The 22,406-nt window shown below is 60.0% G+C and carries 19 protein-coding genes and 1 pseudogene; 7 read left to right on the forward strand and 13 right to left on the reverse strand.

The features are described 5' to 3' along the window. Positions 1–346: 346 nt before the first annotated feature. A pseudogene (locus tag AC4PS6_RS13510) lies at positions 347–493 on the forward strand (HAMP domain-containing protein); the annotation flags it as partial. Between the two features lie 102 nt (positions 494–595). Further along, the gene (locus AC4PS6_RS13515; protein WP_370694801.1) at positions 596–1,351 is read left to right on the forward strand and encodes a methyl-accepting chemotaxis protein; all 756 of its coding nucleotides are present in this window, start codon (positions 596–598) and stop codon (positions 1,349–1,351) included. 128 nt (positions 1,352–1,479) lie between these two features. On the opposite strand, the gene AC4PS6_RS13520 is transcribed toward AC4PS6_RS13515, so the two are convergent. The 4 genes from AC4PS6_RS13520 to AC4PS6_RS13535 are packed head-to-tail and all read right to left on the reverse strand — an operon-like array spanning position 1,480 to position 4,071. Then, positions 1,480–2,793 (reverse strand): sensor histidine kinase, encoded by a 1,314-nt coding sequence (locus AC4PS6_RS13520; RefSeq protein WP_014717944.1) that lies wholly within the window; start codon positions 2,791–2,793, stop codon positions 1,480–1,482. Beyond that, positions 2,790–3,458: a response regulator transcription factor gene (locus tag AC4PS6_RS13525; RefSeq protein ID WP_003190268.1), complete on the reverse strand. Its 669-nt coding sequence runs from the start codon at positions 3,456–3,458 to the stop codon at positions 2,790–2,792. Before AC4PS6_RS13525 ends, AC4PS6_RS13520 begins: the two co-directional genes overlap by 4 nt. Then, positions 3,458–3,769: a PepSY domain-containing protein gene (locus AC4PS6_RS13530; RefSeq protein WP_003190266.1), complete on the reverse strand. Its 312-nt coding sequence runs from the start codon at positions 3,767–3,769 to the stop codon at positions 3,458–3,460. Before AC4PS6_RS13530 ends, AC4PS6_RS13525 begins: the two co-directional genes overlap by 1 nt. Continuing rightward, complete coding sequence (locus AC4PS6_RS13535) at positions 3,769–4,071, reverse strand: PepSY domain-containing protein (protein ID WP_014717943.1); 303 nt, start codon at positions 4,069–4,071, stop codon at positions 3,769–3,771. The genes AC4PS6_RS13530 and AC4PS6_RS13535 overlap by 1 nt, the downstream gene beginning before the upstream one ends. Positions 4,072–4,229: 158 nt before the next feature. On the opposite strand from AC4PS6_RS13535, the gene AC4PS6_RS13540 reads away from it, so the two are divergent. The 4 genes from AC4PS6_RS13540 to codA all read left to right on the forward strand — a co-directional run bounded on the left by AC4PS6_RS13540 (position 4,230) and on the right by codA (position 8,716). Then, complete coding sequence (locus AC4PS6_RS13540) at positions 4,230–5,309, forward strand: patatin-like phospholipase domain-containing protein (RefSeq protein ID WP_003190262.1); 1,080 nt, start codon at positions 4,230–4,232, stop codon at positions 5,307–5,309. A 97-nt stretch (positions 5,310–5,406) separates the two neighbouring features. Continuing rightward, the gene (gene queD / locus AC4PS6_RS13545) at positions 5,407–5,763 is read left to right on the forward strand and encodes a 6-carboxytetrahydropterin synthase QueD (protein ID WP_003190259.1); all 357 of its coding nucleotides are present in this window, start codon (positions 5,407–5,409) and stop codon (positions 5,761–5,763) included. 398 nt (positions 5,764–6,161) lie between these two features. Beyond that, on the forward strand, positions 6,162–7,430 hold the full coding sequence (codB, locus tag AC4PS6_RS13550) for a cytosine permease (protein ID WP_014717865.1): 1,269 nt from the start codon (positions 6,162–6,164) through the stop codon (positions 7,428–7,430). A 50-nt stretch (positions 7,431–7,480) separates the two neighbouring features. Beyond that, on the forward strand, positions 7,481–8,716 hold the full coding sequence (codA, locus tag AC4PS6_RS13555; protein WP_014717864.1) for a cytosine deaminase: 1,236 nt from the start codon (positions 7,481–7,483) through the stop codon (positions 8,714–8,716). Positions 8,717–8,725: 9 nt separating this feature from the next. Here the strand turns inward: codA and AC4PS6_RS13560 are convergent, their stop codons facing one another. The 5 genes from AC4PS6_RS13560 to AC4PS6_RS13580 all read right to left on the reverse strand — a co-directional run bounded on the left by AC4PS6_RS13560 (position 8,726) and on the right by AC4PS6_RS13580 (position 15,676). Beyond that, the gene (locus AC4PS6_RS13560; RefSeq protein WP_336827392.1) at positions 8,726–10,876 is read right to left on the reverse strand and encodes a lipase family protein; all 2,151 of its coding nucleotides are present in this window, start codon (positions 10,874–10,876) and stop codon (positions 8,726–8,728) included. Between the two features lie 13 nt (positions 10,877–10,889). Beyond that, complete coding sequence (locus tag AC4PS6_RS13565; protein ID WP_419722486.1) at positions 10,890–11,669, reverse strand: hypothetical protein; 780 nt, start codon at positions 11,667–11,669, stop codon at positions 10,890–10,892. Beyond that, complete coding sequence (locus AC4PS6_RS13570) at positions 11,662–12,498, reverse strand: DUF4123 domain-containing protein (protein WP_060767125.1); 837 nt, start codon at positions 12,496–12,498, stop codon at positions 11,662–11,664. Before AC4PS6_RS13570 ends, AC4PS6_RS13565 begins: the two co-directional genes overlap by 8 nt. Next, a complete protein-coding gene (gene tssI / locus AC4PS6_RS13575; RefSeq protein ID WP_492180857.1) occupies positions 12,498–14,393 on the reverse strand; it encodes a type VI secretion system tip protein TssI/VgrG in 1,896 nt (631 codons plus the stop codon). The genes AC4PS6_RS13570 and tssI overlap by 1 nt, the downstream gene beginning before the upstream one ends. A 296-nt stretch (positions 14,394–14,689) precedes the next feature. Continuing rightward, entirely contained in the window at positions 14,690–15,676 is a 987-nt protein-coding gene (locus AC4PS6_RS13580) for a diaminopimelate epimerase (RefSeq protein WP_492180858.1), read from the reverse strand. Positions 15,677–16,039: 363 nt separating this feature from the next. Between AC4PS6_RS13580 and AC4PS6_RS13585 the strand changes: the two genes are divergently transcribed. Next, positions 16,040–17,191, forward strand: a complete 1,152-nt coding sequence (locus tag AC4PS6_RS13585) for an MFS transporter (protein ID WP_014717858.1) — start codon at positions 16,040–16,042, stop codon at positions 17,189–17,191. Positions 17,192–17,199: 8 nt separating this feature from the next. Here AC4PS6_RS13585 and AC4PS6_RS13590 read toward each other — a convergent pair whose 3' ends face one another. The 4 genes from AC4PS6_RS13590 to AC4PS6_RS13605 all read right to left on the reverse strand — a co-directional run bounded on the left by AC4PS6_RS13590 (position 17,200) and on the right by AC4PS6_RS13605 (position 22,400). After that, the gene (locus AC4PS6_RS13590) at positions 17,200–18,117 is read right to left on the reverse strand and encodes a type III secretion protein (protein WP_238347436.1); all 918 of its coding nucleotides are present in this window, start codon (positions 18,115–18,117) and stop codon (positions 17,200–17,202) included. Between the two features lie 176 nt (positions 18,118–18,293). Then, entirely contained in the window at positions 18,294–18,461 is a 168-nt protein-coding gene (locus AC4PS6_RS13595) for a hypothetical protein (protein WP_020301887.1), read from the reverse strand. Between the two features lie 291 nt (positions 18,462–18,752). Beyond that, the gene (locus tag AC4PS6_RS13600; protein WP_492180859.1) at positions 18,753–19,784 is read right to left on the reverse strand and encodes a type III secretion effector protein; all 1,032 of its coding nucleotides are present in this window, start codon (positions 19,782–19,784) and stop codon (positions 18,753–18,755) included. A 222-nt stretch (positions 19,785–20,006) separates the two neighbouring features. Further along, positions 20,007–22,400 carry a TonB-dependent siderophore receptor gene (locus AC4PS6_RS13605; RefSeq protein WP_019818702.1) on the reverse strand — a complete coding sequence of 798 codons (2,394 nt, stop codon included), beginning with the start codon at positions 22,398–22,400 and terminating at the stop codon, positions 20,007–20,009. Between the last annotated feature and the right edge of the window lie 6 nt (positions 22,401–22,406).

Below are 22,406 nucleotides of genomic sequence, written 5' to 3' on the forward strand. Positions count from 1 at the left end.
CAGCCCGACCGGCTTACTGGCCGGCTACAGCCCGGATGCCAGCAAACTCAGCCAACGCCTGGAGCAGGTCGACCCGGCCAGCGGCGCACAGTTGACCAGTGCCTTGGCCAGCAGTACCCAGACCCACAGCCTGCGCACCGACCATCAACTCAAGGTACTGGCGCCTTTTGCGCCGATTCCCGGCGGTAAGGCGTGGGGCGTATTGCTGGATGTACCGGAAAAAGTCCTGGTCGCCCCCGCCGAAGCGCTGAAAAACCAGCTGGACGCCGACAACGCCAAAGGCACCCTGCTAGAACTGGGCCTGGGCCTGCTCGCCGCCGTGGTCGGCTTGATCCTGGTGTGGCTGATGGCGCGCAGCGTGACCCGGCCAATCCTTGGCGTGGCGCACATGCTTGAGGATATCGCCAGCGGCGAAGGCGACCTGACCCGGCGCCTGGCCTACGCCAAACAGGACGAACTGGGCCAATTGGCCGGCTGGTTCAACCGCTTCCTCGACAAGCTGCAGCCGATCATTGCCGAGGTCAAACGCTCGGTGCAGGACGCCCGCGGCACTGCCGACCAGTCCGCGGCCATTGCCACGCAAACCAGCGCCGGCATGGAGCAGCAGTACCGCCAGGTGGATCAGGTGGCTACCGCATCCCACGAAATGAGCGCCACCGCCCAGGACGTGGCCCGCAGCGCCGCCCAAGCGGCCCAAGCCGCCCGAGATGCCGACCAGGCAACTCGTCAAGGCTTGACGGTTATCGACCGCACCACCGCCAACATTGGCGAGCTCGCCGCCGACATGAGCACCGCCATGACCCAGGTAGAGGGCTTGGCCGCCAACAGCGAACAGATCGGCTCGGTGCTTGAAGTGATTCGCGGCATCGCCGAGCAGACCAATCTGTTGGCGCTCAACGCCGCCATCGAAGCCGCTCGCGCCGGTGAAGCCGGCCGCGGTTTTGCCGTGGTCGCCGACGAAGTGCGCAACCTGGCGCGGCGCACCCAGGAATCGGTGGAAGAAACCCGCCTGGTGATCGAACAATTGCAAACCGGTACCAGCGACGTGGTCGGCTCCATGGGCAACAGCTATCGCCAGGCTCAGGGCAGCGTCGAACAGGTCGGCCAGGCCGTCACCGCCTTGCGCCAGATTGGCGATGCGGTCACGGTGATCAGTGATATGAACCTGCAAATCGCCAGCGCCGCCGAAGAGCAAAGCGCCGTGGCCGAAGAGATCAACAGCAACGTGGCGACCATTCGCGATGTGACCGAGTCGTTGTCGGAGCAGGCCAATGAATCGGCGCGGGTCAGCCAGGCGTTGAACAGCCTGGCAAATCAGCAGCAGGGGTTGATGGATCAGTTCAGGGTCTGAATGTAGCAAGGCTTTACTGTGGGAGCCGGGCTTGCCCGCGATGCAGACACCTCGGTATGTCAGGCAAACCGAGTCGATGCTATCGCAGGCAAGCCAGCTCCCACATTTTGAGCGGTGGTGTGTGAATGCTAGCGCCGTGGCAACTGGATCAATACCTTGAGCCCACCCAGCTCGCTCTCTTGCAGTTGCAACACCCCACCCCACACCTCAACGATATCCCGCACGATCCCCAAACCCAGGCCATGGCCAACCCTTTGCTCATCCAGGCGTGCGCCACGGCTGAACACTTGGTCGCGCTGGGCCTCGGGAATGCCGGGGCCGTCGTCTTCCACCGCCAGCCGATAGCCCTGGGGCGTCTCGCTAACGCTCAGGCGTACCTCGGCGTCCGCCCATTTACAGGCGTTGTCCAACAGGTTACCCAGCAGTTCCAGCAGGTCTTCACGGTCCCAAGGCAGTTGCAGGCCCGGCGCCACCTGGTAGCTGAGGTCCAGGTGTTCGCCGTGGATCATGCGCAGGGTGGCCAGTAAACCGGGCAGCTCTTGTTCACAGTCAAACAACGCGCCCGGCAGCGCATCACCCGCCAGGCGCGCACGGTTGAGTTCACGGTTGAGGCGCTGCTGCACTTGCTCCAATTGCTCGCGCAGCAACTGGCTCAGTTGCGGATGATCCTTGAGGGCGTCACTGGAGGCCGCGCTCAACAACACTGCCAGCGGGGTTTTCAGCGCATGCCCCAGGTTGCCGAGGGCGTTGCGCGAGCGCTTGAGGCTGTCTTCGGTGTGCGCCAACAGGTGGTTGATTTGCGCCACCAGTGGCTCCAGCTCAAGCGGCACCTGAGTATCGAGTTGCGAGCGCTGGCCTTGTTGCAGTTGGGCGATCTGGTTACGTGCGGTCTCCAGGGGGCGCAGGGCACGGCGCACGGTGACCCGTTGCAGGATCAGCACCAGCAGCAGCGCCGCCAGCCCCATCACCAGGCCGACCTGACGCATCAGGCGAAAGCTCTCGCGCACAGGCGTGTAGTCCTGGGCCACGCTGATGGAAATCGATTGGCCAAAGCGCTTGTAGTCCGAGCGCAGCACCAACAGTTGCTGGCCTTCGGGTCCCAGTTGCAGGTTGCCCTTGAGCCCCGCCACCGGGAGCCGGGGCAGTTCCTGGTCCCACAGTGAGCGGGAGCGCCAATGCACATCGGCAAAGTCGATACGAAAGTAATGCCCGGAAAATGGCCGTTGGTACGCCGGCGACAGGCGTTGCTCATCCAACTGCACGCCGTTGGGCCCACGCACCAGCGCCACCAGCAGGTTTTCGCTGTCGTTGCGCAAGCCCGCTTCAAGGTAGCGCTGCAAACCCGCCTCGAACAACCACAGGCTGGTTTGCGCCAGCACCACGCCGACGATCACCATCACGCTGATCAACCCCAGGCTCAAGCGCCGCTGGATCGACCTCATGCCGGAGTGGCGCCGAATCGGTAACCCTGACCGCGTCGGGTCTCGATCACGCTGCGTCCCAATTTGCGCCGCAGGTGGTTGACGTGCACCTCCAGCACATTGGAGTCGCGTTCGGTCTCACCGTCATACAAGTGCTCGGCAAGGTGGCTTTTGGACAGGATCTGTTCGGGATGCAGCATGAAATAGCGTAACAAGCGAAACTCGGCAGCCGTCAGTTGGATCTCGGCGCCGTCACGTAGCACGCACTGGCGCCCTTCATCCAAATGCAGGCCGGCGGCTTGCAGGGTGGGCTGGTTCGTCTGGCCGTGGGAGCGGCGCAGCAGCGACTGGATGCGCAGGTACAGCTCTTCAGGGTGAAAGGGTTTGCTCAGGTAATCATCGGCGCCGGCCTTGAGCCCTTCGATACGCTCGGCCCAGGAATCGCGGGCGGTAAGGATCAGCACCGGGATGGCCAACGCGGCGGCGCGCCATTGGGCCAGCACATCAAGCCCGGGCAAACCGGGCAGGCCAAGGTCGAGAATGATCAAGTCATAGGGCTCGCTGCGCCCTTGATACACGGCGTCCCGGCCGTCGGCCAGCCAGTCGACTGCATAACCCTGGCGCTGCAGGCCGGCCATCAGTTCGTCGGCCAGGGGCACGTTGTCTTCCACCAGGAGCAGGCGCATCAGTCTTCCTCATCTTTGATCAGGTCGCCATTGGTGGCATCCAGCTTGATCTCGCGCACCACGCCCTCGGTGGTCACCAGTTCCACTTCATAGGCGTATTGCCCGTGTTTCTTTTCCAGTTCGGCCTCCAGCAGCCGCGAGCCGGGGTATCGCGCCATGGCCTGCTGCAACAGCTGTTCCAATGGCAGGATCACGCCTTGCTGGCGCAGGGCCAGGGCTTCGTCCTGGTTGAGGTCGCGGGCCGCCAGGCTGGAACAAAACACCATGAGCACCAGCGCCACGCGACTGCCGACGCGTAAATTTACCTTCATTACGTATCCTGATGATTCTTGAGAACCTGCCCGGTGAGCGCATTCAATTCAACATCCCATTCAATGCCGTCGGTATCTCGTAGCTCGACTTCATAAACGTACTTGCCGTATTCCTCATCCAAATCGGTGTCCAGCAGCGTCGAACCAGGGTGAAGGGCCAGGGCCGTAGCGTCCAATTGATCGAAAGCGACAATTGTAACAGTGGCCGGCACGATCAGTGGCTTGTCGGGGTCCACGGCGGCGGCCGGGGTCGCCGTAACGAGGATGATAGCGGCGGCGCCCAGGGCAGTGAGGCGCTTCATGATAAGTCTCCGTTACATGATGTTTTCCTACGCCGGCCACGGTACGCGCTGCAACTTAACTGAAACTGAATTGCCACCATGGCAATTCCGGTTAAGCCATTTTTCCCACTGCCTGCGAGATTTCTTATACTGCCCCGCTCGCCTCAACAGAGACCGGTATGACAGCCATCCATATCAAGTTCCCGGCCTTGACCCTCAAGGCCGGCAAACGCGCCTTCACCCGCATCCGCGAGCAGGGCCTTGCGCCTGCCGACGTCGGTATCCTCCCCGGCGCGGCGGGCGGCCCCAAGGCCCTGGGTATCCAAGGGCTGGACCTGGCGCTGTTCGGTGACTGGTTGCCCCGTGCGCCGCGCGAGCGTGCGCTGATCGGCGCGTCCATCGGCTCGTGGCGGTTCGCCAGCGCCTGCCTGCCCGACCCGGTGCAAGGTTTGCTCGACCTGGGCCGCCTGTACAACGAGCAGCGCTTTGCCAAAGGCGTGACCATGGCGCAAGTCAGCCAGAGCTGCCAACGCATGCTCGACGACCTGCTGGCCGGGCGCGATGCGCGGGTGCTGGACAACCCCGACTATCGGCTGAACATCATGGTGGTCAAGAGCCACGGATTGCTCGCCGATGACCACCGTGGGCGGCTGGGGCTGGGCCTGTCATCGGTGATTGCCGATAATCTGCGGGGCCGCGCACGGCTGTCGCGGCATTTCGAACGGCTGATCATCCACGACCCGCGTCAGGCGCCTCCGGTACACCCCCTGAAAGATTTCCCCTCGCGCTTCCTCACCCTGGACGTGGGCAACCTGCGCCAGGCGTTGCTCGCGTCCGGCTCGATCCCCATGGTCATGCAAGGCGTGCGCGACCTGCCCGGTGCCGGGGCCGGCACCTACCGCGACGGCGGCCTGCTGGATTACCACCTCGACCTGCCCTACCACGGCGATGACATTGTGCTGTACCCGCACTTTACCGACCGGGTCATCCCCGGCTGGTTCGACAAGGGCCTGCCATGGCGACGCAGCAACCAGCAGGGCTTGCAGGATGTGTTACTGCTGGCGCCGTCCAGGGACTACCTGGCCCGCCTGCCCCACGGCAAGCTGCCAGACCGCAGCGACTTCAAGCGTTTCATGGGCGATGATCCAGGCCGCAACAAATATTGGCAAACTGCCATGAGCGAGAGCCAACGACTGGGGGATGAGTTTTTGGCATTGGCGGATAACGGCAAGCTCGGCGACCGTTTGCTAGCCCTTTGACCGCATGGGCGCCTGCGGCCGAGGGGCGGTATGCGCAGAGGTTGAGCAAACTGTTAAACTCGCCGCCTGCCAGACACCTGACCGAGCTGAAAACACTGTGGAAATCTTCAAGGAATTTACATTCGAATCCGCCCATCGCCTGCCCCACGTACCGGAAGGCCACAAATGCGGGCGCCTGCATGGGCACTCGTTCAAGGTGGCCATCCACCTGAGCGGCGACCTGGATCCCCATACCGGCTGGATTCGCGACTTCTCGGAGATCAAAGCGATTTTCAAGCCGCTCTATGAACGCCTCGACCACAACTACCTCAATGACATTCCCGGCCTGGAAAACCCCACCAGCGAAGTGCTGGCCAAGTGGATCTGGAATGAACTGAAACCCTTGCTGCCGGAACTCAGTGCGATCCGTATCCACGAGACCTGCACCAGTGGGTGCATTTATCGCGGCGAGTAAGTGATCGAGTGTTGAAAAGACCACCTGCGGGAAATGTCACCGTGGCGAGGGAGCTTGCTCCCGCTGGGTCGCGAAGCGGCCCCAAAAGATGGGACTGCTACGCAGCCCAACGGGAGCAAGCTCCCTCGCCACAGGTCACTGTTTTTTTCGCTCTAGCTCTTAATTGGCTGGCATTGCCAACTGTAGGTGTTTTTTTCGAAGCGGCGGGCTGATCCATTAGGAAAACCCGCACAGACGCCGATCGACTGAGCCAGTTTGGCTCACCGCTGCACTGCTTTTGCGCTGATTGGGAGGAGGCGGCCTTATAAAGGGCTTACTCCGTCAGCCCATACCTGCCTGCACCTGCATTGGCACGCAGGATGCACACGACCTGGGTCACCACTCAGGGAGCAGCCCCCATGACGCAGCAAGAACCCGGCAACGACTACCCTCTCAGCGAAGTCCCCTTGCACGCGCGTAAGGGCCTGGCCTCTACGGCCATGGTGTTGCTGGGGTTCACCTTTTTTACCGCGACCATGTTCGCCGGCGGCAAGCTGGGGGTAGCGTTCAGCTTCATGGATATGCTCGGCGTCGTGGCCCTGGGTAACCTGTTGTTGGGTATCTACGCCGCAGGCTTGGGTTACATCGCGTTCAAGAGCGGCTTGAACTCGGTGTTGATGGGGCGTTTCTGCTTTGGCGAAGTGGGCAGCAAACTCAGTGACTTGATCCTCGGTTTTACCCAGATCGGCTGGTATGCCTGGGGCACGGCCACGGCTGCGGTGGTATTGGGCAAGTATTTCCAATTGAGCCAGGGCAGTGTGCTGGGGCTGATGGTGGTATTTGGCTTACTGTTCTGCGCCACCGCCTACGTGGGGTATCGCGGCTTGGAAATCCTGTCCTACATCGCGGTGCCGGCCATGGGCATCCTGTTGACCCTGTCGATGTGGGTCGCCACCGTGAAGGTCGGCGGGCTGGAGGGGCTGCTGGCGGTGGTGCCCAGCGCTGAGCTGGACTTGTCCACCGCCATCACGCTGGTGTTCGGGACCTTTGTCAGCGGGGCAACTCAGGCCACCAACTGGACACGGTTTTCGCGCTCGGCCAAGGTTGCGGTGCTGGCCAGCCTGATCGGCTTTTTTGTCGGCAACGGCTTGATGGTGCTGATCGGGGCCTATGGCGCCATCGTCTATCAGCAACCGGATGTGGTGGAGGTCTTGCTGCTGCAAGGTTTCGCCACGGCGGCGATGGCGATGTTGCTGCTCAATATCTGGAGCACCCAGGACAACACCATCTACAACTTCGCCGTCGCCGGTTGCAACTTGCTGCGCACCCAGCGTCGCAAGAGCGTGACCCTGGCCGGCGCGGTGATCGGCACCCTGCTCGCCTTGTTCGGCATGTACGACCTGCTGGTGCCGTACCTGATCCTGCTGGGTACGGTCATCCCGCCGATAGGAGGCGTGATCATGGCGGACTTCTTTTATCGCTATCGCGGCCACTATCCCCGCTTGGCAGAGGCTCGCTTACCGGCGTTCAATTGGCCAGGTCTGATCGCGTATGGGGTGGGCACCGTGGTCGCATTCAACTCGCCGTGGGTCGCGCCGTTGGTGGGAATTTTTGCCGCATCGCTGACCTATGTGCTGCTCAGCGCCATACTACGCGCCATGACCGCCTGGACATCGGTATCGCCCTGAGGATCTGGCGGCTGTCTGCCTGAATGTTTTTAGCCAAGAGGAACTTGCCCATGCACATCATCAATGCCCGCCTGCGCAACCGTGAAGGCCTGCATGATCTGCACCTGGAACACGGCCGGATCGCCAGCATCACTGCGCAAACGGGGGAGCCGGCGCTGATGGCCGGCGACTTGGACGCCGCCGGCAACCTGGTCATACCGCCCTTTGTCGAGCCCCACATCCACCTCGACGCCACCCTCACCGCCGGCGAGCCGCGCTGGAACATGAGCGGTACGCTGTTTGAAGGCATCGAGTGCTGGGGCGAACGCAAGGCCACCATTACTCTGGAAGACACCAAGGCCCGGGCCAAAAAAACCATTCAGACCCTCGCCGCCCATGGCATCCAGCATGTGCGCACCCATGTCGACGTCACCGACCCAGACCTTACTGCACTCAAGGCCCTGCTGGAGGTACGTGAAGAGAGCACGCACCTGATCGATTTGCAAATCGTCGCCTTTCCCCAGGAAGGCATCGAGTCCTTCCGCAATGGTCGTGAGTTGATGGAAGAAGCCATTCGCCTGGGTGCCGATGTGATCGGTGGCATCCCCCACTTCGAATACACCCGCGACCAAGGCGTGAGTTCGGTGAAGTTCCTCATGGACCTGGCCGAACGTACTGGCTGCCTGGTGGACGTGCACTGTGACGAAACCGACGACCCCCACTCACGCTTTCTCGAAGTCCTCGCGGAAGAAGCCCGCAGCCGCGACATGGGTGCCCGCGTGACCGCCAGCCATACCACCGCCATGGGTTCCTACGACAATGCTTACTGCGCCAAGCTGTTTCGCCTGCTGGGGCATTCCGGCATCAGCTTTGTCTCGTGCCCCACCGAAAGCATCCACCTGCAGGGCCGCTTCGACAACTTCCCGAAACGGCGCGGTGTCACCCGTGTGAACGAACTGCTTGAGGCCGGCATGAACGTGTGTTTCGGCCAGGATTCCATCGTCGATCCCTGGTACCCGCTGGGTAACGGCAACATTCTGCGAGTACTGGAGGCCGGTCTGCACATCTGTCATATGCTCGGTTACCGCAATTTGCAAAACGCCCTGGACCTGGTCACCGACAACAGTGCCAAAGCCATGGCCCTGGGTGATCGTTATGGGTTGCAAGCAGGCCGCCCGGCTAACCTGTTGATCCTGTCGGCCGACAGCGACTACGAAGTCATACGTAGCCAGGGCTTGCCGCTGTACTCGATTCGCAACGGCAAGGTGCTGATGAAGCGGCAACCGGCGCAGGTAGAGTTTATGTAACCGCGCGGGTTAGACGATTGAGTCGATGTCCAGCGTTTGCCCCCGTACCTGTTCGTCGTGGGCAGGCGGCGGGATGCTGGCGAATTGGGCCGGCTCACGATTCTCGCGGTGGCTGAACCAACGTTTGAGGCTCGATTGAAGATGTGCAGAACGGGCATGGCTGCCGTAGACATCGCGGGCTTCCAGGCGACGCCAGCGCAGGCTTGCCAAGCGCTCGCGGCTGGTGTGCAAACGGTCGATCTCTGCGTTCAAGGCATCAGTAGGTTCATGGCTACGATCATTGGCAGGGCGCCGTAGCGCAAGTTCACGCCGCTTGGCCCGGAGTTGCTCGCGCATGTCTTCAAAGGCCCGGTCGAGCAGCTCGAACTCCCTCTGAGTCACCAACGCGCCCTCACTCTCCAGGGTTTGTTGCCAGCGGCGCAATGTCGCCCACGCCGCGGGGATGTAGCTGGTGGTCATGAAGTGCTGGTCGGCTTGAAACAGCTGCCTCAGCACATTATCGCGCTCGGGCATGTCGCCCTGCAGTTGCAATGCGCGGTTGCAACCCGCTTCTTGGAGGGATTCACAGCCAGGCTTCCATAACACCGAGGAGTGGCTGCCATCCGGGAGCGTGATCGGCATGAAGTGATATTGCTCGCCATGATGTCGATAAGGGTTACCACCCACCCGCACCAGCCCTGCGGCGAACAACAGGCCACCGGGCACGGGGTGGCTGAATAGCGTGATGGCCCCGGGAATCCAGAGCTTGGCGGTGGTATTCATCCAGGGCGCCGGGACGCTGGGGACAGGGTCGTTGTGGTTGACGATGCGGTGGTGGACCAATGTTGAGGCGCCGGCAGTGAATTCGGCGTCGGCGGCGCGGGGGGCGCCGTAGGTGTAGAGCAGAATGTTGTAGTGGGCGTCTGGGGTTCGGCGCAGTCCTTCGGCCAATAGCAATGCAATGGCGCCGCCGAGGCTGTGACCGCAAATTACGATGCGCTGACCTGTGTGAAACTGATCAAGATATTGCAATACGAAATTACGCATAGCCCGATAGGCCTGGTAAAAACCATCGTGTGCTTTTCCAATACCGCCTTCAAAAGCCACCTGATGGGCGTCGGCGTCACGTAATGCGTCGGCACGGCTGACCGTTCCTCGCACAGAAATCAGGATGACTTCATCGTGGTGGGTGATGAAAGCCTGGGTGTCAGTACCGAATTTTTCATCATCGAAAAAGTGCAAGCGTGCGGGGTGTTCCTGTTCTTCCTTCCGTTCCGGGCGATTTTGTGGATACAACTGCGGATCGAAAGGCAGGATTTCGAAGCGTTGGGAGTAAGGGATATCTTCGTAGAGGGGGTAAAAACGGTGTGATTGCTTCGGATCAATTCGCCAGGCTTCGTGATACACCGAAAGCTGTTCAGCGAATAAATTTCCAACGCTCGGATCTAACGGAAACCGAACTTCGTCTAACGGTCTTTCTGCGGGGACCTGCCCAAAATCGCAGTAACTCAACGCAGCAAACAATGCCAGTTGGTATAGGTTCAAGGCGCAGAAGCTGTCTTCGGTGGATAACATTGGGCGTAACGCCCGTAGGGGTCGTACTTCTAGAACGGTGTGCTTGTTGGGGAACAGTACGATACCCACCAATGAGGGCTGAGGCGGGCCGAAGCCCAGATCGGCCATCATTTTCAATGCGTGACGCTTGGGTCGCAAAGCTGACGAAGCAGGTCGGGGCAGATGAGCGCTATGGCGTACCAAATCGCTTACTTCAACCTGATAAACTCCATCCGCTTGTGGGTAGGCAGGCGCCCCCTCAACGCGTCTTCCGTCAGCACTAGCAAAAAAAGTTCGCTCAGCGCGAATTTGAAGTTCGGTGATAGGTAGTTTGTACGTTCGGCGCGTTCTTAGCTGGTAGTACGGCTCCTCAGTCCCGCTATACAAATCATCCAACATGAGAACAACAGGGCCGCAATAGAAATCCTGCAGACTGGCAAAACCCTCACCATTCAATTTACCGACGTACTGCCTCCCTGAACTGTCATGGACCGAAAATGATAGTCCGCCATAGGCTTTTCCATTGCCCGCCATATCGACTAAACGAAAACTTACCCAGTGCCCTTTCAATGCGCAAGCAGGCATTCGTTCACTGAAAAAAGCGTGCTTCCATGCATCCAGCTTCATGAATTCGTCCTTGTTATTGGCATGTTGGATAGACGTCGCATATGCGCCCGTCCGGCATTTTTATGGGTTTGAAGTCCGTGGTGTTACCTGCGCAATATGCAAAAAGGTCTTCGAAACTCTTGCCTCTGCATCGCCGCCATCCACCCGGCACAGCTACCCACCTATCATCAAAGGCAGGTAACTCATCCTCACTGACAGATAGCACCAACCTCAGCTTTTTCCCCGGCAATTGCGGACGTTGCGCCACGCCCCCTACCCGCGACTCTTGCAACTTGCCCATCGAATCCAATGAATTGCAGATCAGAAGTTTTCTAATCGCGTGCAAAGGCCCGACCGTCCGAAAGTGCCATTTACATTGCCCACGTATTTCCTGCACACCCGACTCGGGCATCCCAGGCAGGTCGGCCTCCAAACGGTCGCGAATGGAAATACTCCCGAAATTCCCGCCCACATCCGTACTCCGCGTCCCCCACTTCGCATAGAAGTCAAACTCCACACTGCGTAGTACCAACGGACAACCCTCTACCGTTTCAGTCAATGGCAACTCATAACTCACGCTGCTCGCTACAGGCTTGTAGTCTGTAAAAAAGACCTTTCGCTCAGGTCTTTTGCCTCGCCGCCGAGGCAAGGTGCAGGTCTCACCCGTTGCGGGCCGGTAGTTGGCAGCCGTTTTAAGTTCAAATTGCGCCGGCAAATCCACCTCCAATGTAAAACGCTCCACCGTCCTCCCCGTACACCCCGAAAGCCACGCACCCGTAATAACCACCAGCACCCACCCTATCCACCTATTCACCTTTCCCTACCTCGCTGTGCCACTGCTCCATCACTCGTTCAAAATGCTCCCCTGGCGCCTCGCCAATCCTCGGTAACCAATGAATAACACTGCTGCCGGTCGCCTCTGCCAACCGGCGTACCACCAGAAACTCGAGCTGCGCCGGCTCCCGCCATTGCCAGCTGCGTGCCTGCTCCAGTACCTGGGCCAGCCAAATCCTGGGGTCTTGGAATTCGACCAATGCCGCCAGGTCTTCACTGTGCTCAGCCAGCAGGTAGCGCAGGATATTGGCGTGCAGGATGGCTTCGGCGTGAGGGTTGGGTGTGTCGAGCCACGGCGCTGGATCAGGCGCAGGGTAGTCGCCCGGCGCAGGATTTTCGTGGTGATGCCAACGGCCTTCATGCCAATAGCACACGCTGATCAGTGGTCCGAGGTAGGCGGGCCAATGCTCTTTGCCCAGATGGGCCAAGGCACGGGCCAGGGTGCGATTGTCGTGAATGCGATAAAGCACCTGACGGCCTTCTGGCGCCACCCGCAGTCTCTCGCGCCAATGGCGCGCCACACCCACCAGGTCGCTGGCCGACAGGCTGGCGAGCCAGCCCCAGTTCGACTCGGGGTGTAGCAACAGGTCGGCCAAGGCAGGCTCATTCAGTTGTTCCAGTAACAGTATGAGCGGGCCTGTATTCGCCAACTCCGCCGCAGCGGTCTCGCTGTAGAGGTTGCAATAGTGCGACGGAGCACGATTTGCCATCAGGCGTTGGCGAGCCTCGTGGTTACCATCAAGCATCAGGCACAATGGGTGTCCGCTCTGCTGTTGTTGGGCCATCCAACAATGGAGCAAGCTGTCCATCAGGCCGCCCTCCCGGGGATATCGCACAGGCCTTCGCGGCAGCCTTCGCACAGAGGGCAAAAGTCGGCGCCCAGTTGCTTGGCCAAGTCCATGATGACGTTTTGCACAGCAGAGATTTGCGTGCCGGCAACCCCTGATGGGTTCACCGAACGGCTTGCAGACGGCGAACCGCCCAGAGTGATGGACCGGCTGCTGGAAATACTGCCGGCTTGCATCACCAGGTGTTCCCCGCCTGCCTTCAAGCTCAGTTGTGCGCCGGCCTTTATCACCAGGCTGGCGCCGGCCTTGAGATGAACCTGCTGCCCGGCTTCGATCAACAAGCTCTTGCCAACGCGAGTCACGCTATCGCCCTCCACCTCCAGGCGACTGTCATGCCCCACCCGTTGCTCCAGGTCACGCTGGGCACGCAGGTAGATGAGTTCTTCGCCGCGCCGGTCTTCCAAGTGCAACTCGTTGGCGCCTCCGCCGCCCGGCGAGCTGCGGCTACGCAGTACGCTGCGTGTCTTGTGCTGCGGCAAAGCGTACGCCGGCAAGTGCGATGCATTGGGCAGGCAACTGGTGACAAGGGGTTGGTCCGGGTCGCCCTCCAAAAAGCTCACCAGCACTTCCATGCCCACCCGTGGAATGACCATGGCGCCAAACCCATCACCCGCCCAACCGGACGCCACGCGCAGCCAACAACTGCTCGTCTCGTCGCCCTTGTCCGCGCGATCCCAATGAAAGCGCACCTTCACACGGCCATAGGCATCGCAGTGCACGTCCTCGCCGGCAGGCCCGGTTACCGTCGCGGTCTGGCTGCCACTGATCGTCGGTTTGGGGTGCTTGAGGGCAGGTCGATGCACTGCGCGCCAGGGGGTTGCGGTGAACCGGTTGCGATAGCCTTGGAACCCATTGGCATCAACGATCGACTCCTCCAGCACCTGCGGCTGGTAACCCTCATGACGCACCGAGGTCAGCAACCATAAGTCGTTGCAGGCTGGGTCCGGGTGATCGCACAGTTCAAGGAAGTGGCCACTGCATAGCGCCGGTTGATCGCTCTTGCCCAGCACTCGATGGCGATCACGCTGGTGACGCTCCAGGCTGCGTCGCGCCAGCTTCGCACCACGTGCATGGCCCGTAAAGCCAGCAGGGTAGCCATAGTCTTCCAAAGGATCCGCCGGCCCGGCACCGGCTTGGTCATGCAGGCGAAACGAAGGGTGCTCAAAGTCATAGTCACGACGTACGGTGCGCCGGCTGCGCGTGACCAGGCGCCGGTCGAAACGTTGGACGACCGGGGCCCCAAGCGATGGATCAGCCGAGGAACAATAACGCTGTACCGGCAACCGGCGAAACACCGTCTGGTCATCACCAAACACCAGCAGATGATTCTCTGCACTGTGACGAAAGTGATAGTGAATGCCCTCCTCTTCACACAGCCGTTGGATGAAATGCAGGTCGGACTCCCTGTACTGCACGCAAAAGGCGCGTGGTGGATACACCACCGGCCCGAGCTCAAAGGCATAGGCGTCGGCGAAGATGCCGTGCTGTTCGAGGACCGCAACAATGATCTGCGGTACGCTGCGCTGCTGGAAAACCCGCTGGTCGCAACGATAGGCAAGGGATGCCAGACGTGGCGCCAGTGTCAGGTGATAAAGGGCGAGCCGCGTACCGGGATCATCCCGACCGATGGCAAAGATTTGCCCATGCAAGCCCTGACCTGCTTCGCCCAAGTGCAGATAGGCGGGTTGATGAAGCAATGCCTCCAGGTCAAGGAAGGGGTCTTCGCTGACTAACTGCACCTGTATAAAGTAGGGCTGGTCGAGGGCTTCGCTGCCTTTGAATGCCACTATCTGAAAATCTGTCTTTATACCTGCAAGGACCAATTTGAAACGTGACGAAACAAACGCGTTAACCATCCTTTGTTACCCGTCTTCAACTTTTCGTTTGAACAGCTTTCCCTCGTCAACGCCATTTGGATTGAGAAAAAGCACCTGAATGCGCTAAAGCTTAGCGATTTCAGGCGACTTTCGGCCCTTCAGAAATAATAAAGAAGTTTCGTACAGCAAAGATGGAAGTGTCTTTTACAGAATATAAATACAGCCAAAAAATCATCTAATAATTAGAGGCAAACTCTGACTGCGGCTTGTACTCTCTTAACTGAGTTTTAAGGAAACGGCTGACGCTTATTTAAGGCATCAGTCATTTCCGATGTTCAGACTTTTAATTGCGCTGTCCCGAAAAGACTAACACTCAGCACGTCTCCTGATTCGATCTGCAAGCGCACTGGCGCCGTGCCACCCGGCATTACCACCGCTACGTCGCCCCCCTCAACCCAACCTGCTCGCCATGCCGCGCACGCCACTGCACTGGCGCTGGTCCCCGAGGACGCCGTAGGCCCCTCTCCTCGCTCAAATACGCGTGCGATGATTCGATTGCCAGCGTCTCGAGCAGCCCATTGCAGGTTGACCCCACCGACACAGGGTTGGCCGCACCCTGCCGGCGGTGCAAAAGCGATGGCCTTCAACTGCTTGAAAAGTACCGACTGATGCATCGTGTCACAGCCTGGCAATGCCGAAACCTGCTCAACCAGCGTCACACAATGGGGGTTGCCAACCCGGACAAATTGACTGCTCCCCCATTGCGGATTGAGCGACGTCAAGGCTGCCATATGACTGAGTTCATGCCGCCCCACAGCCACCGGGCTCACGCCAACCGCCCCCACCGCCAAGGGGCCAAACTCGGGCCGGCCCAAGGCCAGCCAGAAGCCTGGCACCTGTTCATGCTCAGCCGGCTCGACACAGGTGATTACGGGCGATACCGCATCCGGCTTGTCGTGATACACCCGCAACTCGCTGCCATGGACCAGCAAACCCTGGTCGGTCAACGCTTGGGCAAAGATAGTCAGCCCATTGCCACTGCGTTCGGCGAGAGAGCCGTCGGTATTGATGATCAGCAGATCAAACGGTGGCTGGGCCTGAAATGGCCCGACCAACAAACCATCGCAGCGATGCGCCTTGGCACCAGCAGGACGCGGCAACGAACCCCAACCACATTCCGACGCAATCGCCGATGCGGCCCACGCCTTACGCGTGCTCGCAGCCAAGCCGGCAGTGTCGGGCACGGCAATACCCTGGCGGCATAAATAGGCGGGGCTGACCACCCCATAGATATTGCCGCGCGCGTCGTAGAATCGGGTCATAACCACACCAACCGGAAATTCTTCATCGGTTCGTCCGTTCACTTATCTACTATCGGGACAGCAGCGTATTACACAACAGCCGGTCTGTGGGAAGTGAGCTGGAAGGTGGTAATCCGCCGCAAGAAACCTGGGGTTCAACCACTCCCCGCAGGGATTACACACCTTCCAGCCCACCTCCTACAGGCTCGATCATTTCTACGTGGTGACCGGCCACCAAAGCGTTCCATGTTTGTAAAAAAATGAGGCTTGCACCCCGTACCTTTAATCCTGAACACCAACGGAACCCGATTCGCTCAAGAGGGCCTGATATGCAAGGATGTCGCGCCGGACATCGTTCGTTGAACGCCAAACCAAGGATTTTCCATGACTGCCATTCCCACTCCTGCCCCCGTGGTTCCCGGGCGACTGGAGCAGATGTCGACCCGCATCGCTTTTTTTATCGCAGGTTTTGGTATCGCCGCCTGGGCGCCGCTGGTGCCGTACGCCAAGGCGCGTGCGAATCTGAATGAAGGCACCCTTGGCCTGCTGCTGTTATGCCTGGGGGTGGGGTCGATCATCGCAATGCCGGCAGCGGGCGCGCTGGCCTCGCGTTACGGTTGCCGACGCGTGCTGAGCGCAGGGACACTGATGATCTGCCTGGCCCTGCCGATGCTGGCCACCGTCAGTTCCATCCCGTTGCTGATTGCCGGGTTGTTCCTGTTTGGCGCAGGCCTGGGCACCGTGGACTCCACCGTCAACCTGCAAGCGGTGATCGTTGAGCGCGCCAGTGGCAAAACCATGATGTCGGGTTTCCATGGTTTGTTCAGCCTGGGGGGCATTGTCGGCGCTGCGGGGGTTGCGGGGTTGCTGGGCCTGGGCCTGTCGCCATTGCAGGCGACCCTGGTGGTGGTGGTTATTACACTGGCCGCGCTGTTGAAGGCTGCACCGCACTTACTGCCTTATGGCAGTGAAAGTTCGGGGCCGGCATTTGCAGTGCCCCATGGTGTGGTGTTGTTTATCGGTTGCCTGTGTTTCATCGTGTTCCTGGCTGAAGGCGCCGTACTGGATTGGAGCGCTGTGTTCCTCAGCGCCGAGCGCGGCCTGGATGAGGCTTACGCCGGCCTGGGCTACGCGGCATTTGCCTTGACCATGACCGCTGGACGCCTGACCGGTGATGCGATTGTTCGACGCCTGGGCCCCACGCGGGTCATCGTGATGGGCGGCACGCTGGCCTGTGCCGGCTTGCTCCTCGCGACGCTATTGCCTGCGTGGGAAACTGCGCTGCTGGGGTATGCGCTGGTGGGGGCTGGGTGTTCGAATATCGTGCCGGTGCTGTACACCGCCGTGGGTAAGCAAACGGTAATGCCGGAGCATATTGCAGTGCCTGCCATCACCACATTGGGCTACGCCGGCATTCTCGCCGGCCCCGCCGTGATTGGTTTTATCGCCCACGGCAGCAGCTTGAGCACTGCCTTCATCCTGATCGCCGTATTGCTGGCGGCGGTGGCCATCAGCGGCAAAGTCCTCAAGGTGTAGCTTGCCTTTCAGCGTGCCTTGCGTGCGGCGTCTTGCTCATGCCACCGTTCGAGGCTTTTGTTGCTGAGCCACCCCTCTTTGTGAGGCGGGCCAAATAGTCGTGTGCCATTGGCGCGCTCCAACGAAGGCAGCAAACCTGGACGCTCAATAATGTTCTTCGCGGTGTAGACACAGAGTTCGCTGTATTTGGACTGGGGCATGCCCGTGGACGCATCCAGCACCGGCGCGCCCTGCTGATCAACCTCATGCGGGTCCTGCATGACCTCCCGCAGCCTGGCTATTTCAACATACTGATGCGGTTCAAACAGGTAGGTTCGGTCCATGGCCTTGTCTCTCAACAGCGGAAACTGGCTTTGTAGCGCCTCCACCACCTGCGCATTGCCTTGCGCATGAAACGGGTCCTGACTGAACTCGGTTGCCGAGCTGTTCCCCTGCAACGCTTGGGCCGCCGCGCGGAGGCTGTCACGGGTGATATCGCCGTCACGACTGAAGATCGCGTCACTTAACCGCGGGCGCTTGAGCATTTCCCCGACGACCTGAATCACGCCGTCCAACGCCTCGCTTTCACCCATAGGATGAACGGCGATCCGCTGCAAAGACATCCACGTCAAGCGCCCATCATTCAGAAAGGAGTGCAGCAGGCCGAAGGATTTTTCCAGGGCCTTCGCCAGTTGGTTGTCCGTTGAGCTAGCACCCGGCGGGGTACCACTGGCCCGCCCAATGGGAAAGTTCTGCAAGTCACGATGGCGCAGAGCGGACAATGTTCCGCGTAAAAGAAAAGGCTTGCGCGACCCCTCGCCCGACGTCGATGAAGGGGGCTGATGCCAGGTCTCAGGGTGGATGGCCGCTGATGACGTAGTTGAGTATACGGCCGGCTTGTCGGGGGGCAGAGGCCGTCCGGAAGGTAATACACCCTCGATTGTCATGGGTTTTCTCCAACACTTTTCAGATGCATATCCGCAGGGTGATTTTTACCTTGATGGGCAAAATCAACGAATGGACTCTACCCAGGCAGGCACCTCATGTGTGGTTGGAGGAACTCGGCAGTTCCGAGTCAACGATACCTACCAATGACAATATGTAAAACCGTGGTCAGCCGCGGTTAACCCAGCTTGCGCCTACGCCACCAGCCTGCCAGGCAATTGATCAACCCCGTGTCGTTCAACGAATCGGCGCCCTCCCCCCTGACCTGCGGGTCTGCCAGCATGCCCCGGGAAAAGTCGTCCGACACGGGCGCCTGGAATCTACGCTCGCCGGCATAAGCCTTCATACGCCGTGCTTCTGCCTCATATTCCGTCGACGCAAAAGGGAAGCTACGCGAGGGGCCGCGCTCCTTGGATACTGGTGGACTTGTACGTTGGGTACTGCGCAACAGGTCGATGGGACCGTTTGGGGAAGAATTAAACGAGGCTGAAGTCATATGTTTTCCCTCATTCAGAATCTGAAAAGCGGCGGGTCGAATTACAACCGCAAGTATCACCTCTGTGGCAAATGGGCGTAATTCGTTCCTTGAAACATATTGGACTGGCGCCGCCCCCGAGAGGCGGCGCCTGAAGAGCGGTCAGCGGGACAACAAGTACAGTCCTGTACGGCTGATTTTCCCGTCGTCATCTTTACTGGCGCGGTTATCCATTTTCTCCAGCAGATCACTGCGCTTGCGTATTATTTCCTGGGATAACTGAATCAGATGGTCCTTGGCTGCGTCGCCGGTAAGTGGCTGGCAGGCCCACTTTTTCAGGTCGCGGATTTTAAGGCTTGAGCCCCCGCTCCCGTTTTTCAACTCGTCGAAATGCTCAAGCAGCTCACCGGCCAGTTCCTTGTCGCTCTTGTACTTGAAGTAGTTTTCTCCTTTGATTACCGCGTTCAGGCTGTGCCGGTCGATCAGGCCATCCAAAGCGCCCGTGGAACCGTGCCGGTCCAATGCGGCCATCAGTTCCGGACGTCGTAGCAGTTCATTGGCCAGGCGAATGTTCTCGTTCATGACGGGGTTGGGCGACCACCCTCTTTTTGCCATTGCAAGAATGCTGTCAACGCTAATGGAACCAGGGTTCTTCGGGTCTCTGAAGGCATTGAAGTTATCGCGCAACTGCTGCGCCAGCTCTTCTCTATTTTTCAGCGAGTACTGCGGATCAGGCCTGCCGGGGGCGGGCGGATACGGCCGACCTGCAGTGGGGTCCGGCCTCGGTGGCGGATTACTCCCAATGGGGTTCGGCCTGGGTGGCGGGTTGCTGCAACCTGGGTTCGGCTTTGGCGGCGGATGCCCACAGCCAGGATGCATAGACGGCCGATGCCCGAAGAGCCAATGACTGATCCAGTGCGGGAGTTGGCCCAGGAAATTCTGCATCGCCGGTGGTCTGTGGTGATGTCCACGCACGTCAGCTGCGGAGGTGGGTGCCTGGGGGTTACCGAATACCGGCCCGGCTTTGTTGTCCCCCGATTGAAAATTCACATGGGCAGCATTCTGGCCCTTGAAGGAAGGTGCAGCCTGGCGCGTGTTTTTGACCTCGGCCTTGGCGCTGGCCTGTGAAAGGTCAGGCGTTGATGAAGCAGAGACGGGTGTATCCAACATCGATACCGACATAAGTTTCTCCATACAGTGGGCGATTTTCAGCTTGTCGCTCCAACGCAGTGTCGAAGCCCATCAGCTTTCCCATGTGTGGTTTTGCGTCGGAATCAGTTCCTGATCCAGCCATAATCTGTGCTGTGGTGATGTAGGAAACAGAGTGTGGTCTTGCAGCAATGAGTGCGCGGAGCGCTTTGCCCAGGCAAAAAAAATCGCCCCCCTGAGGTTGCGATTTTCCCCAGAGACGACAGATCAGAACCCGACGCTTGCCTGTACAAAGAAGGTGCGAGGCTCGCCCAGGTACAAGCCGGCATTGTTATCGCTGGAGCGCGTGTAATGCTGCTGGTCGAAGACGTTTTTCACGCCCACACCCAGCTTCAGGTTCGACAACTGCGCGCCGAAGTCATAACCGCTGCGCACGTTGACCGAGACATACCCTGGGATATCACCGTATTGACCATCCGCGGTGCCTTGGGTGATGTAGGTGGTTCCGGTGCCTGGCGCCCGTTGGCCGGACTGGGCATAGACATCCAGGTTGTGGGTCCAGTGGTTGACGTCGTAACGCAGGCCCAGGGTCGCCACTTGGCGGGAATACAGTGGCAGGTCGCGGCCCTTGAACGGCACATCACCTTCGGAGGTGGCCTTGGTGTAGGTGAAGCCCGCGTTGGCGGTCAGGCCGTCGAGGCGCGGGTCGAGGTTGGACAGGTCGTAATGGGCCGATGCTTCGATGCCGCTGTGCTTGGTGGCGCCGAGGTTGGTCCAGCCCACGTCATTGCTGACGTATTGCAGTTCATCCGAGAAGTCGATGTAGAACAGCGTCACTTCGCCGCCCCAGACGCTGTCGTTGTAGCGCGTACCGACCTCGTAGGTCTTGGCCTTTTCCGGGTTCAGGCCGTTGGCCGTCTGGTCGCCGGTACCGCCCTGGCCCAGTTGGAAATACTGCAGGCTGCCGAAGGAGGTTTCGTAGTTGGCGAACAGTTTCCAGGCGTCAGACACGTGGTACATCACGCTCAGCGCCGGCAGCGGTTCGTTGTTGTGGACCTCGCGGCGTTTTTCCTCGGTACGCTTGCCGTTCAGGGCCACGACTGGGCGGTCATGCCATTCGGTACGGATATCTTCAAAGCGAATGCCCGGGGTGATGGTCCATTTGCCAATATCGATTTTGTTATCGATATAGAAGGCGTTGGCTTCAGTGCCCCCCGTGCGGTCCTGATACACGTGACCGTCGCTCTGCCCGCCCGGCGTCGGTACGTTGTTGACCAGGTTCAGGCTGGTGGCCTCCTCGTGCATGCCTTCTTTGAGGTAGCGATAGCCCACGCTGACTTCCTGGGTACTGGGCCCCAGGTCAAACACATGGGACACACGCGGCTCGATGCCGAAGGTGTAGTAGGTGCGCGGGTAGGAACTGAGGGTCTTGAGGTCGCGGTTGGCAATGTTGCTGCCACGGAAACTGTCGGAATAGTAAGTCAGCACTTCGGCCTGGGTGCGGTCGTCGATCTGGCGGATGTACTTGAAGGAGATGTCCTTGCGGCGCCCGCTGAAGTTGTCCCAGTCACGCACCGATTGGTACGGGTTGGCATCGAACTGCTTCTGGGTCAGGCCGCCGGGCATATCGGCGCTGGCATCGTAATAGTGGAAGTTCAGCGAGAAATCGTCTTGATCGGTCGGCGCCCAGTGGGTCTTGAAGATCACATCATCGATGTCGTTGCCGTTGTTGCTGTTGCGGTAACCGTTGCCATTGACTCCGGAGTACAGCAGCGCGGCACCGATACCGTTGTCGGCCGTGCCGCCGATAAAGGCGTTTTCCACATGCTTCCAGCCCCCGTGGGCAGACGTTTGCAGGGTGGTGCCGACTTCCCCGGAGAAGTCTTGCGGGATCGCACGGGTTACGAAGTTGATCACGCCGCCGACGTTCTGTGGCCCATAACGCACCGAACCCGCGCCACGGACAACGTCGATACTTTCCAGGTTACCGGCAGAAATTGGCGCCATCGACAGCTGTGGCTGGCCGTAGGGAGCGAACGCAGCCGGTACGCCGTCAATCAGCACGGTGGAGCGCGGCGACAGGCGTGACGTCAGCCCGCGCACACCGACGTTGAGGGAAATATCACTGCCGCCGGTGCCGTTGGATTCCTGCACTTGCACGCCAGGCACACGGCGCAGCACATCACCGACGTTCATCGCGCCCTGCTCTACCATGGCCTCGCGGCGAATAACCGTGCGCGCACCGGGGTGGTTCTGCACCACTTCGGCATCGGCGTCGGCAAGCCAGTCGCCCACCACTTTGATATCGGTGACCCCCAGTTCCAGCGGTGAGCCCGCTTCACCGGTGCCGCTGCGCACCGGACGCAAGGTCACGGAGCCGGCGTCAATCTGGTAATCCAGGCCACTGCCTTGCAGTAATTGCCGCAGGGCTTGTTCGGGCGAGAGGTTGCCATCGACCGCGGGAGCTTGCTTGCCAGCCACCATATCGGGGCTGAAGAACACTTGCAGCGAGGTCTGCTGGCCCAATTGGCTCAAGGCTGCGCCGAGGGATTGGGCACGAATGTGGATGCCCTCGGCAGCCTGTGCGGTACTGATGGCAACGGCCAGGGCCAAGGGCGCCCAGCGGGAAATTTTATTGTTGTGAAGAGCAAGTTTTTTCACGTCGAA

The organism is Pseudomonas sp. DW-iso17 (genome assembly GCF_058725345.1).

What these genes read in the sequence shown, in the direction of transcription:
- AC4PS6_RS13515 (WP_370694801.1), top strand. Translation starts at nt 596, where the DNA reads ATGGAGCAGCAGTACCGCCAGGTGGATCAGGTGGCTACCGCATCCCAC.
- AC4PS6_RS13520 (WP_014717944.1), bottom strand. Translation starts at nt 2,793, where the DNA reads ATGAGGTCGATCCAGCGGCGCTTGAGCCTGGGGTTGATCAGCGTGATG.
- AC4PS6_RS13525 (WP_003190268.1), bottom strand. Translation starts at nt 3,458, where the DNA reads ATGCGCCTGCTCCTGGTGGAAGACAACGTGCCCCTGGCCGACGAACTG.
- AC4PS6_RS13530 (WP_003190266.1), bottom strand. Translation starts at nt 3,769, where the DNA reads ATGAAGGTAAATTTACGCGTCGGCAGTCGCGTGGCGCTGGTGCTCATG.
- AC4PS6_RS13535 (WP_014717943.1), bottom strand. Translation starts at nt 4,071, where the DNA reads ATGAAGCGCCTCACTGCCCTGGGCGCCGCCGCTATCATCCTCGTTACG.
- AC4PS6_RS13540 (WP_003190262.1), top strand. Translation starts at nt 4,230, where the DNA reads ATGACAGCCATCCATATCAAGTTCCCGGCCTTGACCCTCAAGGCCGGC.
- codB (WP_014717865.1), top strand. Translation starts at nt 6,162, where the DNA reads ATGACGCAGCAAGAACCCGGCAACGACTACCCTCTCAGCGAAGTCCCC.
- codA (WP_014717864.1), top strand. Translation starts at nt 7,481, where the DNA reads ATGCACATCATCAATGCCCGCCTGCGCAACCGTGAAGGCCTGCATGAT.
- AC4PS6_RS13560 (WP_336827392.1), bottom strand. Translation starts at nt 10,876, where the DNA reads ATGAAGCTGGATGCATGGAAGCACGCTTTTTTCAGTGAACGAATGCCT.
- AC4PS6_RS13570 (WP_060767125.1), bottom strand. Translation starts at nt 12,498, where the DNA reads ATGGACAGCTTGCTCCATTGTTGGATGGCCCAACAACAGCAGAGCGGA.
- tssI (WP_492180857.1), bottom strand. Translation starts at nt 14,393, where the DNA reads ATGGTTAACGCGTTTGTTTCGTCACGTTTCAAATTGGTCCTTGCAGGT.
- AC4PS6_RS13580 (WP_492180858.1), bottom strand. Translation starts at nt 15,676, where the DNA reads ATGACCCGATTCTACGACGCGCGCGGCAATATCTATGGGGTGGTCAGC.
- AC4PS6_RS13585 (WP_014717858.1), top strand. Translation starts at nt 16,040, where the DNA reads ATGACTGCCATTCCCACTCCTGCCCCCGTGGTTCCCGGGCGACTGGAG.
- AC4PS6_RS13590 (WP_238347436.1), bottom strand. Translation starts at nt 18,117, where the DNA reads ATGACAATCGAGGGTGTATTACCTTCCGGACGGCCTCTGCCCCCCGAC.
- AC4PS6_RS13595 (WP_020301887.1), bottom strand. Translation starts at nt 18,461, where the DNA reads ATGAAGGCTTATGCCGGCGAGCGTAGATTCCAGGCGCCCGTGTCGGAC.
- AC4PS6_RS13600 (WP_492180859.1), bottom strand. Translation starts at nt 19,784, where the DNA reads ATGGAGAAACTTATGTCGGTATCGATGTTGGATACACCCGTCTCTGCT.